Source organism: Enterobacter sp. PTB (genome assembly GCF_051130085.1).
Lineage (GTDB): Bacteria > Pseudomonadota > Gammaproteobacteria > Enterobacterales > Enterobacteriaceae > Enterobacter > Enterobacter ludwigii.
The window spans coordinates 218,052-231,914 of sequence record NZ_JBDKEE010000008.1 but is presented as its reverse complement, the minus strand read 5'-3'; the positions used below and the strand labels follow the sequence as shown (position 1 = coordinate 231,914).

Annotated in this window: 11 protein-coding genes; all 11 read right to left on the bottom strand. The window is 53.2% G+C overall.

The features are described from left to right. Nucleotides 1-7 precede the first annotated feature (7 nt). The 11 genes from dnaE to ispU all read right to left on the bottom strand — a co-directional run bounded on the left by dnaE (nucleotide 8) and on the right by ispU (nucleotide 13,708). Nucleotides 8-3,490, bottom strand: a complete 3,483-nt coding sequence (gene dnaE, locus AAIR21_RS12795; protein ID WP_014168715.1) for a DNA polymerase III subunit alpha — start codon at nucleotides 3,488-3,490, stop codon at nucleotides 8-10. Between the two features lie 38 nt (nucleotides 3,491-3,528). After that, nucleotides 3,529-4,125, bottom strand: coding sequence for a ribonuclease HII (gene rnhB / locus AAIR21_RS12790; protein ID WP_014168714.1), 597 nt, complete (start codon nucleotides 4,123-4,125; stop codon nucleotides 3,529-3,531). Then, nucleotides 4,122-5,270 carry a lipid-A-disaccharide synthase gene (gene lpxB, locus AAIR21_RS12785; RefSeq protein ID WP_014168713.1) on the bottom strand — a complete coding sequence of 383 codons (1,149 nt, stop codon included), beginning with the start codon at nucleotides 5,268-5,270 and terminating at the stop codon, nucleotides 4,122-4,124. The genes rnhB and lpxB overlap by 4 nt, the downstream gene beginning before the upstream one ends. Beyond that, nucleotides 5,270-6,058 (bottom strand): acyl-ACP--UDP-N-acetylglucosamine O-acyltransferase, encoded by a 789-nt coding sequence (gene lpxA / locus AAIR21_RS12780; RefSeq protein WP_020882620.1) that lies wholly within the window; start codon nucleotides 6,056-6,058, stop codon nucleotides 5,270-5,272. The genes lpxB and lpxA overlap by 1 nt, the downstream gene beginning before the upstream one ends. 3 nt (nucleotides 6,059-6,061) lie before the next feature. Further along, complete coding sequence (gene fabZ, locus AAIR21_RS12775; RefSeq protein WP_010426706.1) at nucleotides 6,062-6,517, bottom strand: 3-hydroxyacyl-ACP dehydratase FabZ; 456 nt, start codon at nucleotides 6,515-6,517, stop codon at nucleotides 6,062-6,064. A 103-nt stretch (nucleotides 6,518-6,620) separates the two neighbouring features. Continuing rightward, the gene (gene lpxD, locus AAIR21_RS12770) at nucleotides 6,621-7,646 is read right to left on the bottom strand and encodes a UDP-3-O-(3-hydroxymyristoyl)glucosamine N-acyltransferase (RefSeq protein ID WP_014168709.1); all 1,026 of its coding nucleotides are present in this window, start codon (nucleotides 7,644-7,646) and stop codon (nucleotides 6,621-6,623) included. Nucleotides 7,647-7,649: 3 nt separating this feature from the next. Next, nucleotides 7,650-8,144, bottom strand: coding sequence for a molecular chaperone Skp (gene skp / locus AAIR21_RS12765; RefSeq protein ID WP_020882619.1), 495 nt, complete (start codon nucleotides 8,142-8,144; stop codon nucleotides 7,650-7,652). 122 nt (nucleotides 8,145-8,266) lie between these two features. Beyond that, nucleotides 8,267-10,684 (bottom strand): outer membrane protein assembly factor BamA, encoded by a 2,418-nt coding sequence (bamA, locus tag AAIR21_RS12760; RefSeq protein ID WP_014168707.1) that lies wholly within the window; start codon nucleotides 10,682-10,684, stop codon nucleotides 8,267-8,269. Nucleotides 10,685-10,715: 31 nt separating this feature from the next. After that, on the bottom strand, nucleotides 10,716-12,068 hold the full coding sequence (rseP, locus tag AAIR21_RS12755) for a sigma E protease regulator RseP (protein ID WP_020882618.1): 1,353 nt from the start codon (nucleotides 12,066-12,068) through the stop codon (nucleotides 10,716-10,718). Nucleotides 12,069-12,079: 11 nt separating this feature from the next. Further along, nucleotides 12,080-12,937 (bottom strand): phosphatidate cytidylyltransferase, encoded by an 858-nt coding sequence (gene cdsA, locus AAIR21_RS12750; RefSeq protein WP_014168705.1) that lies wholly within the window; start codon nucleotides 12,935-12,937, stop codon nucleotides 12,080-12,082. A gap of 12 nt (nucleotides 12,938-12,949) precedes the next feature. Next, the gene (gene ispU, locus AAIR21_RS12745; RefSeq protein ID WP_014168704.1) at nucleotides 12,950-13,708 is read right to left on the bottom strand and encodes a (2E,6E)-farnesyl-diphosphate-specific ditrans,polycis-undecaprenyl-diphosphate synthase; all 759 of its coding nucleotides are present in this window, start codon (nucleotides 13,706-13,708) and stop codon (nucleotides 12,950-12,952) included. Between the last annotated feature and the right edge of the window lie 155 nt (nucleotides 13,709-13,863).

Here is a 13,863-nt window from a genome sequence, read left to right as displayed (position 1 = left end):
TCCTGTATTAGTCAAACTCCAGTTCCACCTGCTCCGAACCAATGAGGCCACGGAGATCGTTAAGTAAACGATCGCTCGGAGAGACACGCCACGTTGCACCAAAGCGCAACCGCGCACGTGCATCCGCCCTCTGATAGTAGAGATGTACTGGAATTGTCCCCGAGCGGTGGGGTTCCAGAGACTGACGGAGTCGGTTTAAAAGCTGGTCATCAATTTGCCTGTCCGTCAGCGAGATAGCAAGCCCGCGAGCATATTTTTCCCGGGCTTCGTCAATGTCCATCACTTCGCGGGCGGTCATTTTAAGCCCCCCACTGAAGTCATCAAAGCTGACCTGTCCGCTGACGATAAGTATGCGGTCTTTTTCCAGCAAATGCTGGTATTTATCCAGCGCGTCGGTGAACAACATCACCTCCAGACGCCCGGAACGGTCATCCAACGTACAGATGCCGATACGATTGCCGCGCTTGGTGACCATAACCCTTGCAGCAATCACGAGCCCCGCAGCCGTGGTGATTTTACCACGTTCTGTCGGATGCATGTCTTTCAGCCTATAGCCTCCGACATAGCGCTCAATTTCTTTGATGTACTGGGTGATGGGGTGCCCCGTCAGGTATAAGCCTAACGTTTCACGCTCTCCATCCAGCACCACCTGTTCTGGCCACGGCTGGCAGCTGGCATAAGACTGCTCTATCTGCTCTGGCTCTTCCGCCAGTACGCCAAACATATCCGCCTGACCGATCGCTTCCGCTTTGGCGTGCTGATCCGCCGCTTTCAGCGCATCGCCGAGAGAGTTCATCAGCGCGGCACGATGCGGCCCCAGCCTGTCGAACGCGCCGGACATGATCAGTTTTTCGAGCACGCGGCGGTTCAGTTTTTTGGTGTCCGTACGGGCGCAAAGATCGAACAACTCGCGGAAATAACCGCCGTTGTTACGCGCTTCGAGGATTGCCTCAATCGGGCCTTCACCCACGCCTTTTATCGCGCCAATCCCGTAAACAATTTCCCCGTGCTCGTTGACGTGGAAATGATAGAGACCGGAGTTGATATCCGGCGGCAGGATCTTAAGCCCCATGCGCCAGCACTCATCGACCAGGCCAACCACCTTCTCGGTGTTGTCCATATCGGCAGTCATAACCGCTGCCATAAATTCAGCAGGATAGTGCGCTTTCAGCCACAGCGTCTGGTAAGAGACCAAAGCATAGGCAGCAGAGTGGGATTTGTTAAATCCGTACCCGGCGAATTTCTCTACCAGGTCAAAGATTTTGATCGCCAGCTCGCCATCAATACCGTTTTTTCTTGCGCCTTCTTCGAAGGTGCCGCGCTGCTTGGCCATCTCTTCCGGCTTTTTCTTACCCATCGCACGACGCAGCATGTCCGCGCCGCCAAGGGTGTAGCCAGAGAGCACCTGGGCAATCTGCATAACCTGTTCCTGGTACAGGATAATGCCGTAGGTTGGCTCCAGAACGGGCTTCAGGCACTCGTGCTGCCACTGTACATCCGGATAGGAAATCTCTTCACGCCCGTGCTTACGGTCAATAAAGTTATCTACCATCCCTGACTGTAGCGGGCCCGGTCGGAACAGCGCCACCAGTGCGATCATATCTTCGAAGCAGTCAGGCTGCAGGCGCTTAATCAAATCTTTCATGCCGCGGGATTCAAGCTGGAAGACGGCGGTGGTCTCCGAGCGCTGCAGCATGTCGAAACTTTTCTTATCATCAAGCGGGATGGCCGCGATATCCAGCGGCGGCTCGCCGTTCTTCTCGCGACGGGCGTTGATCATCTCCAGCGCCCAGTTGATGATGGTGAGCGTACGCAGACCGAGGAAGTCAAACTTCACCAGCCCGGCGTATTCGACGTCGTTCTTGTCAAACTGGGTGACCGGATGCTGGCCCGCTTCATCGCAGTATAGCGGCGCAAAATCGGTGATTTTGGTCGGCGCGATAACCACCCCACCCGCATGCTTACCGGCGTTACGCGTGACGCCTTCCAGCTTACGGGCCATGTCGATCAGCGCTTTAACTTCTTCATCGGCTTCGTAGATTTCTGGCAGCTGTGGTTCAGCTTCAAACGCTTTTGCCAGCGTCATACCTGGGTCAGGCGGCACCAGTTTAGAGATACGATCGACAAAACCGTACGGATGCCCCAGTACACGGCCAACGTCGCGAATAACCGCTTTCGCTGCCATCGTACCGAAGGTAATAATCTGCGATACCGCGTCGCGGCCGTACATGTCCGCCACGTGTTCAATAACCTGGTCGCGTTTCTCCATGCAGAAGTCGACGTCGAAGTCAGGCATCGAGACACGTTCCGGGTTAAGGAAACGTTCGAACAGCAGGTCAAATTCCAGCGGGTCGAGGTCGGTAATTTTGAGTGCATAGGCCACCAGCGAGCCCGCACCGGAGCCACGCCCCGGTCCAACCGGTACGCCGTTATCCTTCGACCACTGGATAAACTCCATAACGATCAGGAAGTAGCCCGGGAAACCCATCTGGTTGATCACCTGGAGTTCAATATCCAGGCGCTCGTCATACTCCGGACGACGTTTTTTACGCTCTTCTTCATCCGGGAAGAGGAATTCCAGACGCTCTTCGAGGCCTTCTTTTGACTTCATGACCAGGAAGTCTTCCGTGGTCATGTCCCCGGTCGGGAACTGCGGCAGGAAGTATTCGCCAAGGCGCACGGTGACGTTACAGCGTTTGGCTATCTCAACGCTGTTCTCCAGCGCTTCCGGGATATCGGAGAAGAGTTCACACATCTCCTCTTCATTGCGCATATACTGCTGCGTCGAGTAGTTACGCGGACGTTTCGGATCGTCAAGCGTGAAGCCATCATGGATCGCGACGCGAATCTCATGCGCGTCAAAATCGCCAGGCTCAAGGAAACGCACGTCATTGGTTGCCACCACGGGCAGGCCGCGTTCTTCAGCCAGCGCAACCGCGGCGTGCAGGTAACTCTCTTCGTCCTGCCGACCGGTGCGGATCAGCTCAAGGTAGTAACGATCCGGGAAATGTTCTTCATAGAACGACACGCACTGATCCACCAGCGCACTGTTGCCACGCAGCAGACATTTGCCGACATCACCCATACGGCCGCCGGAGATCAGCAGCAGCCCGTCGTTCAGCTCAGCCAGCCAGTCCCGGTCGATCCACGGCCCCAGTGCGCCATAGCCGCGCTGATAGGCTTTGGAGATAAGCAGAGTAAGGTTTTGATACCCTACGTTATTCATCGCTAACACGGAGATTTGTGTCAATTCATCGCCGATAAGATCGCTTTGGACGTGAAAATCCGCGCCAACGATGGGTTTCATCCCCGCGCCATGTGCCGCTCCGTAGAACTTCACCAGGCCACACAGGTTGGTAAAATCGGTGATCGCCAGCGCAGGCATGCCAAGCGAGGCCGCCTTTTTTACCAGCGGCCCGGTCTTCGCCAGCCCATCGATCATGGAGTAGTCGCTATGCACCCGCAGGTGTACGAAACGTGGTTCAGCCATCTTCAGATTCCGCGTTACTTAATTGCTTGCGTATTGATTCAGGACACCAGTCCCAGCGCGCGTTTCACCGGGCCAAAGCTGCGTCGGTGATGTTCAGTTGCGCCATGTTCAGCCAGCCTTTCCAGATGAAAGGCCGTTGGATAACCCTTATGCTGGGCGAAGCCATACTGAGGGTAAGTGAGGTCCAGCGCGGCCATTTCGGCATCACGCGTCACTTTGGCAATGATAGAAGCCGCACTGATTTCTGCGACCCGGCTATCGCCTTTCACCACCGCCATTGACGGCATCGGCAACGCAGGGCAGCGGTTTCCGTCAATCAGGACATACTCCGGGGTAATTTTCAGACCCGCCACTGCACGCTGCATCGCCAGCATAGTGGCATGCAAAATATTGAGTTCGTCGATCTCATGCGGCTCTGCACGCCCCAGGCTCCAGGCCAGCGCCTTTTCCTGAATCTCACTAAACAGCGCCAGACGGCGCTTTTCAGACAATTTTTTAGAGTCGTTTAACCCGATAATCGGGCGAGCAGGATCGAGGATCACCGCAGCGGTCACCACTGCACCCACTAACGGGCCACGACCGACTTCGTCCACACCCGCCACGAGGTGGGTGTGAGGATAAATAAATTCCATCATTTTGCTAACTCCAGCACCGCTTCAGCCGCTTGTTCATCGGCATTACAGCGGATCTGCTGATGCAGTTCGCGGAACGTATCATGCATCTGGTGGCTGGTTTTGCCGTCGGCCAGTAGCGGTAACAACGCATCGGCCAGCGCCTGCGGCTCGCACTCATCCTGCAGAAGCTCTTTCACCAGCTCGCGCCCGGCAAGCAGGTTTGGCAGAGAGACATAGTCCGTTTTCACCAGACGTTTCGCCAGCCAGAAGGTGAACGGCTTCATGCGATAGCCTACCACCATCGGGCACTTCGCCAGCATACACTCCAGCGCAGCGGTGCCCGAGGCCAACAGTGCGGCGTCGCTTGCGACCATCGCCTCACGGCCCTTCCCGTCCAGCAGATGAACATGGAGATCCGGAGCAACCTCCGCCTTGATGCGCTCAAACTGCTCGCGACGTTTTGCATTCACCAGCGGCACAACCACTTCGAGGTCAGGATAGGTCTTGCGAAGGATTTGCGCCGTTTTCAGGAAGTCCGCGCTGAGCATCTCGACTTCTGCACCACGGCTACCGGGCAGCAGTGCCAGACAGTGCGCATCATGGGAAATACCCAGCACATCGCGCGCCGCGTTTTTATCCGGATCCAGCGGCATTGCATCCGCCATGGTATGACCGATAAAGCGGCACGGGACATTAAATTTGTCGTAAAACGCTTTTTCGAAAGGCAGAAAAGCCAGTACCAGGTTGGTTGACCGTCCGATTTTGAAAACGCGTTTCTGTCGCCACGCCCAGACGGACGGACTGACATAATGAATGGTTTTGATGCCCTTCTGCTTCAGATTCCCTTCGAGGGTAATGTTGAAATCCGGTGCATCGATACCGACAAACACATCGGGTTTGAGTTCGGTAAAGCGACGGGTGAGATCGGCACGAATGTGCAGCAGACGACGCAGGCGACCCAGCACCTCAACGATGCCCATCACAGCCAGCTCTTCCATTTCATACCAGGCTTCACAGCCTTCGGCCTGCATCAGCGGGCCAGCAACGCCTACAAAGCGTGCATTGGGTACCCGGGCCTTGAGCGCACGGATAAGACCTGCACCAAGAATATCGCCGGAGGTTTCTCCGGCGACCAGGGCTATCGTAAGCGGACGACTGTCGACCATTAACGAATCAGACCCCTTGTGGAACGGTCAAAGAACGTCATGAACTCGTTCACTTCAGGGTGCTTTTCCGCCAGCTCGGCAATTTCCGGCTTCGCCTCTTCCAGCGTTTTACCGCTACGGTACAACAGTTTGTACGCGTTGCGGATTGCAGTAATCGCTTCGCGGCTAAAGCCACGACGCTTGAGGCCTTCGATGTTCACGCCAAACGGCGTGGCATGGTTACCCTGCGCAATGACGAACGGTGGGACATCCTGCGCCACACCGGAGCATCCGCCGACCATCACGTGTGCACCAATGATGCAGAACTGATGGACTGCGGTCATGCCGCCAATAATTGCGAAATCATCTACCGATACGTGTCCTGCCAGCGTTGCGTTGTTGGCAAGAATACAGCGGTTACCTACCGTACAGTCGTGCGCGATATGCGCATTAACCATAAACAGGTTGTCGCTGCCCACCTTCGTCAATCCACCACCCTGTACTGTTCCACGATGAATGGTGACGCTTTCGCGAATGCGGTTACGATCGCCGATTTCCAGACGGGTCGACTCACCAGCATATTTAAGATCCTGGTTTACTTCGCCGATGGAAGCGAACTGATAGATCTCGTTATTGCAGCCAATAGTCGTATGACCATTCACGACAACGTGAGATTTCAGTACTGTACCCTCACCAATTTCGACATGGGGTCCAACAATACAAAATGGGCCAATATGGACGTTAGCACCAATAATGGCACCGACTTCCACAATGGCGGTAGGATGAATAAAGGCGGATTTATCAATCACGTATCAAGACTCCCGGCTACGAGCACACATCATAGTCGCTTCGCAAACAACTTTGCCGTCAACCAGAGCTACGCCTTTGAAGCGAGTCAGGCCGCGACGCGTTTTTTCAAAAGTGACTTCCATGATCATCTGATCACCAGGCACGACAGGACGCTTGAAGCGCGCTTCATCGATACCCGCGAAGTAGTACAGCTCACCCGGCTCCAGTTTGCCCACGCTTTTAAACGCAAGAATACCGGTAGCCTGTGCCATCGCTTCCAGAATCAACACACCCGGGAAGATAGGTTTACCCGGGAAGTGTCCCTGGAAGAACGGCTCGTTCACGGAAACATTTTTCACTGCGCGCAGAAAACGACCTTCTTCAAAATCCAGCACACGGTCTACCAGCAAAAACGGGTAGCGGTGCGGCAGAAGTTCTAAAATCTCTTCAATATGCAGAGTATGAGTGTCAGTAGTCAAAATACTCTTCCTGTCAAAATGTACTGATAAAAATAATAACACGGCCTGCCGGTTTATAAGAAAGCCGACAGGCCGGGGAATATAGCATTAAACGGATGAACGCTTAGTCTTGTTGATCGATTTTGCGCTCAAGAGACTTGAGTCGCTTGCTCATATCATCAATATTCATCACCAGAGCAGCTGTTTTACGCCATACCTTGTTGGGTTGCAGCGGGATGCCAGAGGAATAGACGCCAGGTTCGGTGATAGGACGCATTACCATGCCCATTCCTGTCACGGTCACCTTGTCGCATATTTCCATATGGCCATTAATCACGCTCGCACCGCCGATCATGCAGTAACGGCCAATTTTCAGGCTGCCCGCCATGATAACGCCACCCGCAACCGCGGTATTGTCGCCAATCACAACGTTATGCGCAATCTGGCACTGATTATCGATGATAACACCATTGCCAATAATCGTATCGTCAAGTGCACCACGGTCAATGGTGGTACAAGCACCGATCTCAACACGATCGCCGATAATCACGCGACCAAGCTGTGGGATCTTAACCCAATTACCACGATCGTTAGCGTAGCCAAAGCCATCAGAACCAATCACTGTGCTGGACTGAATGAGGCAATTTTCGCCAATTTCTACTTCATGGTAAACAGACACGTTGGCCCATAAACGGGTCCCGGCGCCGATTTTCGTATTTTTCCCAACGAAGCAACCTGGGCCAATGACAACGTTATCGCCCAGCACCACGCCAGATTCGATAACGGCATTTGCGCCAACTGCCACGTTGTGACCAAGCTGAGCCGTCGGATCAATCGCTGCACTGGCAGCAATGTCCTGCGCCGGCTGCGGCGTGGAATCAAGAATTTGTGCCATGCGTGCATACGTCAGGTAGGGATTTTTCACTACCAATGCGCTTCCAGTGGCAAACGGAAGATCGTCCTGCGTCAGAACAACAGCTGACGCCTGGCATTGAGCCAGTTGCTCACGGTACTTAGGGCTTACCATGAAGGTAATAGTGCCGGCTTTAGCAGATTGCATGGACGCAACAGCGGTGATGACGAGATCGCCATCACCGTGTAATTCTGCATCCAACTGCTGAGCTAAATCAGCCAGTCGAATTGAAGGCATTACTTATTTAACCTGTTTCAGAACATCAGCGGTGATGTCTTTAACATCGCTGCTGTTGAAAGCAACGGCATTCGCATCAACAACCAGATCGATGCTCTGATCGGCAGCAACTGCTTTAACAGCAGTCTGAATGCGAGTCACCAGCTTGCCACGCTCTTCGTTAGAACGACGCTGACGATCCTGCTCGAAAGCCTGCGCTTTCTGGGAGAACGTCTGACGCTGAGCCATTACGTCTTTTTCCAGCTTGCTACGGTCGCTCGCTTTCATGGTAGAACCATCACGCTGCAGACGCTGCATTTTGGACTGAAGATCGTTTTCCATACCCTGCAGTTCGCTTGCACGGCCTTTGAATTCGTTTTCCAGCGTCGCAGAAACACCTGTTTTCTGTGCAACTTGCTGGAACAAATTACCCATGTTGACGATTGCAATTTTGTCTGCTGCCTGAGCAGAGGTTGCCATCGCTAAACCGAGACCTGCAGCTAATAACCACTTTTTCACAATTAACTCCTTACCATCCCATTGGCACCAGAAGGTACCGTTCTTTGCGTGGCAAGGCGATCGTGTTACCGATCGCCAGTTGTCAGCGCTACACTGCCAACGCATTCCATTGCAGCGGATTATTACCAGGTTTTACCAATGTTAAACTGGAATTGCTCCGCTTTGTCTCCATCGTATTTCTTAAACGGCTGGGCGTAGGAGAAGACCAACGGCCCCAGCGGTGACATCCATTGTAATGCGATACCTGCAGACATGCGAATATTGCTCGGATCGCTGTAGTCTGGTACGCCTGCCGCACGCATCTGGGCAGTATTCTCCCAGTTGGTATCCCATACAGTACCGGCATCCCAGAAGATGGATGTACGGACTGAGTTTGCGTATTTATCACTGATGAACGGCGTAGGCGTAATGAACTCCAGGCTGGCAACGGCCATGGCGTTACCGCCCACCGCATCATCAGAGCTACAGACTTCAGAAGACGACGATTTATTACAGTTATCGGTGTCGTTACCGCCGTAATAGACCGCTTTCGGACCAATGTTGTTGGACTGGAAGCCACGGACGGTGCTGGAACCACCGGCGTAGAAGTTCTCATAGAATGGCAGTTCTTTGCCACCTAAACCATCGCCATAGCCCCAACGGGTACGACCCAGGACTACCCACTTGTGGTCGTCATCAATTGGGAAGTAGGACGCGGTGTCCAGCGTTACCTTGTAGAACTCGTTATCAGAGCCCGGAACGGTCACTTTACCGTTCAGGTTGACACGAGAACCTTCCGTCGGGAAGTAACCGCGGTCGAGACGGTTATAGGTCCAGCCATAGTTGAAGGTGAAGTCATCAGCAGCAAAGCCGTTGTTGTCCCCATTTTTACTGGTTGACTGGCCAATAGAGTCCAGATAACGCCACATCGCCACCTGCGGTTGCATGTTGGACAGGTCGTTATGCACGTAACCTAAACCAGCGCGCAGCGAGTTGTATTCGTTAACCGGGAAGCCGAGCGTGCCATCTACACCGTAGCTCTTGTTGGTGTAGGAAGACAGATCCGCGTCATCTGCTTTAAAGTCGTTATAGAAGATACGACCGCCCAGGCTCACACCATCTACGGTGAAGTATGGGTTGGTAACAGAGAACTCAGAGTAGGTCTGGTAGTCGTTTTTGGTACCGTTGATACCTACGGAGTAACCCGTACCCAGCCAGTTATCCTGCTGTACGCCGACCTGGAAGCTGACGCCACTTTCAGTACCGTAGCCCACACCGAAGTTAAAGCTACCGGTGTTACGCTCTTTGACTTTATAAACGACATCAACCTGATCCGGGCTGCCCGGAACACGCTGGGTATCGGTATCAACCGTTTCGAAATAGCCCAGACGGTTCAGACGCTCTTTACCCTGGTCAACAAGGTCGCTACCTAACCATGCGCCTTCCATCTGACGCATTTCGCGACGCAGGACGGAATCTTTGGAGGTGTCGTTACCTTCGAAGCGGATCTTACGCACGTAGAAACGGTTACCCGCATCAACGTTAACGTGAAGCTTCACAGTTTTATCCGCGTCGTTGATTTCAGGCTGAGTTTGTACACGCGGATAAGCATAACCATAGCGGCCGAGCAGCTTCTTAATGCTGTCTTCCATTTTGGTCACTTTAGACCCGCTATACAGCTCGCCCGGCTGAATTTTGGTCAGCGATTCGATCTCAGCAGAATGGCCTGCCAGGTTACCACTCACGTCAACACCAGAAAGCTTGTACTGATCGCCTTCTGTGATGTTAATCGTAATGTAGATGCCTTTCTTGTCTGGCGTCAGACTGACCTGAGTCGAGTCGATGTTGAAACGGGCATAACCGCGATCCAGATAGTAGCTGCGCAGGGTTTCAAGGTCGCCCGCCAGTTTCTGCTTCTGGTATTTACGATCGCCCACCACGTTCCACCATGGCACTTCGTCGCGCAGCTGGAACGTAGAGATCAGTTCATCGGTGCTGAACGCGTGGTTACCCACGATGTTGATCTGTTGGATCTTCGCAGAAACACCTTCCTGGAAGACCAGTTTCAGGTCAACACGGTTACGTGGCAACGGCGTCACAACCGCTTTCACGCTGGCACTGTATTTACCCACGCTGTAATAGAAGTCTTCCAGACCTTTTTCTATGTCTGAAAGGGTTGTGCGGTCCAGGGATTCCCCCACACGTACGCCAGATGCTTCAAGGTTCTGCTTGAGCATGTCATCTTTCACCGACTTGTTACCGGAGAAGGTGATACTGGCGATCGTCGGACGTTCTTTTACCTGAACCAGAAGCGTATCACCATCGCGCAGGACGCGGACATCCTCGAAGTTGCCAGTGGCAAACAGAGCACGGATGGTGTTACTGATGTCATCATCATTAACCGTATCGCCGGGGCGCACAGGCATACTGAGGAGGGCCGCACCAACGGCGACACGCTGAAGGCCTTCGAAATGAATGTCTTTCACTACGAACCCGTCAGCACCGTATACGGTGGCGCTGCTAAACAGCAGCGACGCTATGAGCAACTTTTTCATCGCCATCGTTATTATGCGTTCTTCCTAACTAACTCTCTTACAACCGAGAGAAATCATTGAAAAGTGCAAGCCCCATTAACAGCACCAGCAAAATCGAGCCAATGCGATAACTAAAGTCTTGAACTCGCTCGGATACCGGCCCGCCTTTTAGCTTTTCAATCGCCAAAAACAGCAGATGACCCCCGTCTAAAACGGGAAGCGGGAACAGGTTGATTATCCCAAGGTTCACGCTAATGAGCGCAAGAAACATGAGATAGTAAATCACCCCGAACTCCGCTGACATCCCAGCCCCCTGAGCTATTGAAATTGGCCCACTGAGGTTGTTCAGTTTCACATCACCGGTTATCAATTTCCCCAACATGTTTACCGTCAGCTTCATCAGTTGCCATGTTTTATCCGTGGCTTCAAGGATGGCGCTGAACGGCCCATACTGGCGTATTGTCTTGTACTCATCTGGCAGCGGGATGACTTTCGGCACAACGCCTGCAAACCCTTCTGCCTTTTTGCCGACCGACTTCGTATCCGGAGTCAGCGTCAGCGAAAGCGGACTGCCCTGCCTTTCGACTTCCAGCGCGAGCGACGTGCCCGGATTATCGCGCACCAGAGTAACAAAGGTCATCCACTCTGTTAATGGTTGACCATCGACTTTAACGATCCTGTCGCCCGCTTGCAAACCTGCTTTGCTGGCAGCCGAGTTTGCCTGTACTTCGGCTAATACCGGCTCAATCTGCGCACCGCGTGGACGAATGCCCAGCGCAGAGACGGGATCTTCTTTGTCTGGCTCGAAACGCCAGTGACGTAAATCGAGCACTTTGTCCTGGCGCTGGTCAGAACCAAACGGCGACACGCTGAATGTTGTCTGCCGATCGCCAATTTTGGCTACCAGCTGCAGACGCACGGCATCCCAATCAGGGGTTTCGATGCCATCAATCGCTTTAAGTTCCATCCCCGGCGTAATTTGCGCACTCGCCGCGATGGAATCAGGCGCAATTTCACCCACAACCGGACGCACGCCAGGCACGCCGATGATAAACACCAGCCAGTAGGCGAAAACAGCAAAGATGAAGTTGGCTACCGGCCCGGCAGCGATGATGGCGGCGCGTTGTCCAACGGTTTTGTTGTTGAATGCGCTGTGTCGTAGCTCAGGGGCGACAGGCTCAACGCGTTCGTCGAGCATCTTAACGTAGCCGCCAAGCGGGATAAGAGCGATGACAAATTCTGTGCCGTGGCGGTCAGTGCGCGTCCAGAGTGATTTACCAAAACCGATGGAAAACCGCTCTACCCGCACACCGCAACGGCGAGCAACCCAGAAATGGCCAAATTCATGCACGGTAATCAGTACACCCAGTGCAACAATGAACGCCGCCAGATTCCAGAGAATGCTCAGCATAAAACCTTCCGTTAAATCGTCCCGAATACCAGTAAAAGCAAGCACGCAAACACTGGAACAGCCGCTGTCAGGCTATCAATGCGATCCAGTATACCGCCATGTCCTGGAATCAGGTGTCCGCTGTCCTTAATCCCTGCTTCACGCTTAAACATACTTTCGGTTAAATCACCGAGTACCGAGGCCAGCGCAGCAAAAATAGAGCACACCAGCAGTATTGACGGTGCCACTTCCAGATTCGCCCAGACGCCATAGCCCCAGGAAATGATTGCTGCCGTAAACAGGCCGCCGATGAATCCTTGCCAGGTTTTGCCCGGAGACACTTTTGGCGCCAGTTTATGTTTGCCAAACAGTTTACCAAACATATAGGCCCCAGAGTCAGCCCCCCAGACGAGAATCATCACATAAAGCAGCCAGATCGCGCCGCTGTAGTGGTTTTCGTCATAGTGCCAGGCGCGCAGTGCGACCATACCCCAGAAAAAAGGAACAATTGTGAGCAGGCCAAAAATAAGACGCAACACTTTTGAATTACGCCAGAATGCCGCGGAACCTGGGTAAAAAAGCACCAACAGCAGCGCGGCAACCCACCAGCCCAGCGATATCCAAAGGGAACCGGCAACCAGCGGTTGATGAATATCATGGTGATATTCAGGCAAGGTAAACAGCATCAGGGCCAGGATAAAGCCACAGAGTACCGCCAGCCATACCCGCTGAGTGCGTGAGGTAAAGCCGCTAAACTGACCCCATTCCCACGCGGCGAGCATGCAGACCACCAGCGTCAAAATAGCGAATCCCACCGGGGGCAGTAAAAACAGCGCCGCAATGACAATGGGTATTAATACAAAAGCGGAAATCAGGCGATACTTCAGCAAAAGCTACCCCCATCAGGCTTTGTCGCCACCTGGCTCGGTGCCGCCGAAACGACGCTCTCGATTGGCAAAGGCATGCAGCGCACCTTCAAAGTCTTGTTCATCAAAATCGGGCCAAAGAACATCAGTAAAGTAAAGTTCGGCGTAGGCAATTTGCCACAGCAAAAAGTTACTGATGCGATGTTCTCCCCCTGTCCTAATTACCAAATCCACAGGTGCCAGTTCATTCATGCAGATTTGCTTACTCAGCGCCTCTTCATCAATTTGGTCGGGTCTCAACAGCCCTTCCTGAACCTGTTCGGCCAGATGCCGAACGCCCTGGATAATATCCCAGCGTCCACCGTAATTCGCCGCGATATTGAGCGTCAGACCGGTATTATTTTCAGTCAGCGCTTCTGCTTTACGAATCCGTTCCTGCAAACGTGAGTTAAAACGACTGGTTTCGCCGATAATACGCAGACGGACGTTGTGGCGGTGCAGGCTTTTTACTTCGCTATCGAGCGCCCACACAAACAATTCCATCAACGCGGTCACTTCCTGCGGCGGTCGATTCCAGTTTTCACTGCTAAAAGCATAGAGCGTTAACGCATCAATGCCGTTATTGGCGGCAAAAGAAACGGCGCGGCGAACAGATTTCGCCCCAGCTTTATGCCCAAAGGCTCGTATCTTCCCTTGTCTTTTCGCCCAGCGGCCGTTGCCATCCATAATGATTGCTACATGGCGGCAGCCATGAGCTGGCAAGTTTTCGCTTATTGGTTGATTCGCAGACAACATAACGCGTGTTTGGTCCCTGAAAAGGATTTAACGGTACTCAGGAATACTGAAGCCTATACGTAAAAAAGCCGTGTCAAACCACGGCTTACCTGACCACGTAAAGTCAAATACCTGCGATCAGGTGGCGCAGACTATATCACTGAAGCCCAACGCTA

Bases quoted from the DNA above. Each gene is read 5' to 3' on its own strand.
- bamA (WP_014168707.1), bottom strand. From the start codon at position 10,684: ATGGCGATGAAAAAGTTGCTCATAGCGTCGCTGCTGTTTAGCAGCGCC.
- rnhB (WP_014168714.1), bottom strand. From the start codon at position 4,125: ATGATGGAATTTATTTATCCTCACACCCACCTCGTGGCGGGTGTGGAC.
- lpxD (WP_014168709.1), bottom strand. From the start codon at position 7,646: ATGCCTTCAATTCGACTGGCTGATTTAGCTCAGCAGTTGGATGCAGAA.
- rseP (WP_020882618.1), bottom strand. From the start codon at position 12,068: ATGCTGAGCATTCTCTGGAATCTGGCGGCGTTCATTGTTGCACTGGGT.
- dnaE (WP_014168715.1), bottom strand. From the start codon at position 3,490: ATGGCTGAACCACGTTTCGTACACCTGCGGGTGCATAGCGACTACTCC.
- ispU (WP_014168704.1), bottom strand. From the start codon at position 13,708: ATGTTGTCTGCGAATCAACCAATAAGCGAAAACTTGCCAGCTCATGGC.
- lpxB (WP_014168713.1), bottom strand. From the start codon at position 5,270: ATGGTCGACAGTCGTCCGCTTACGATAGCCCTGGTCGCCGGAGAAACC.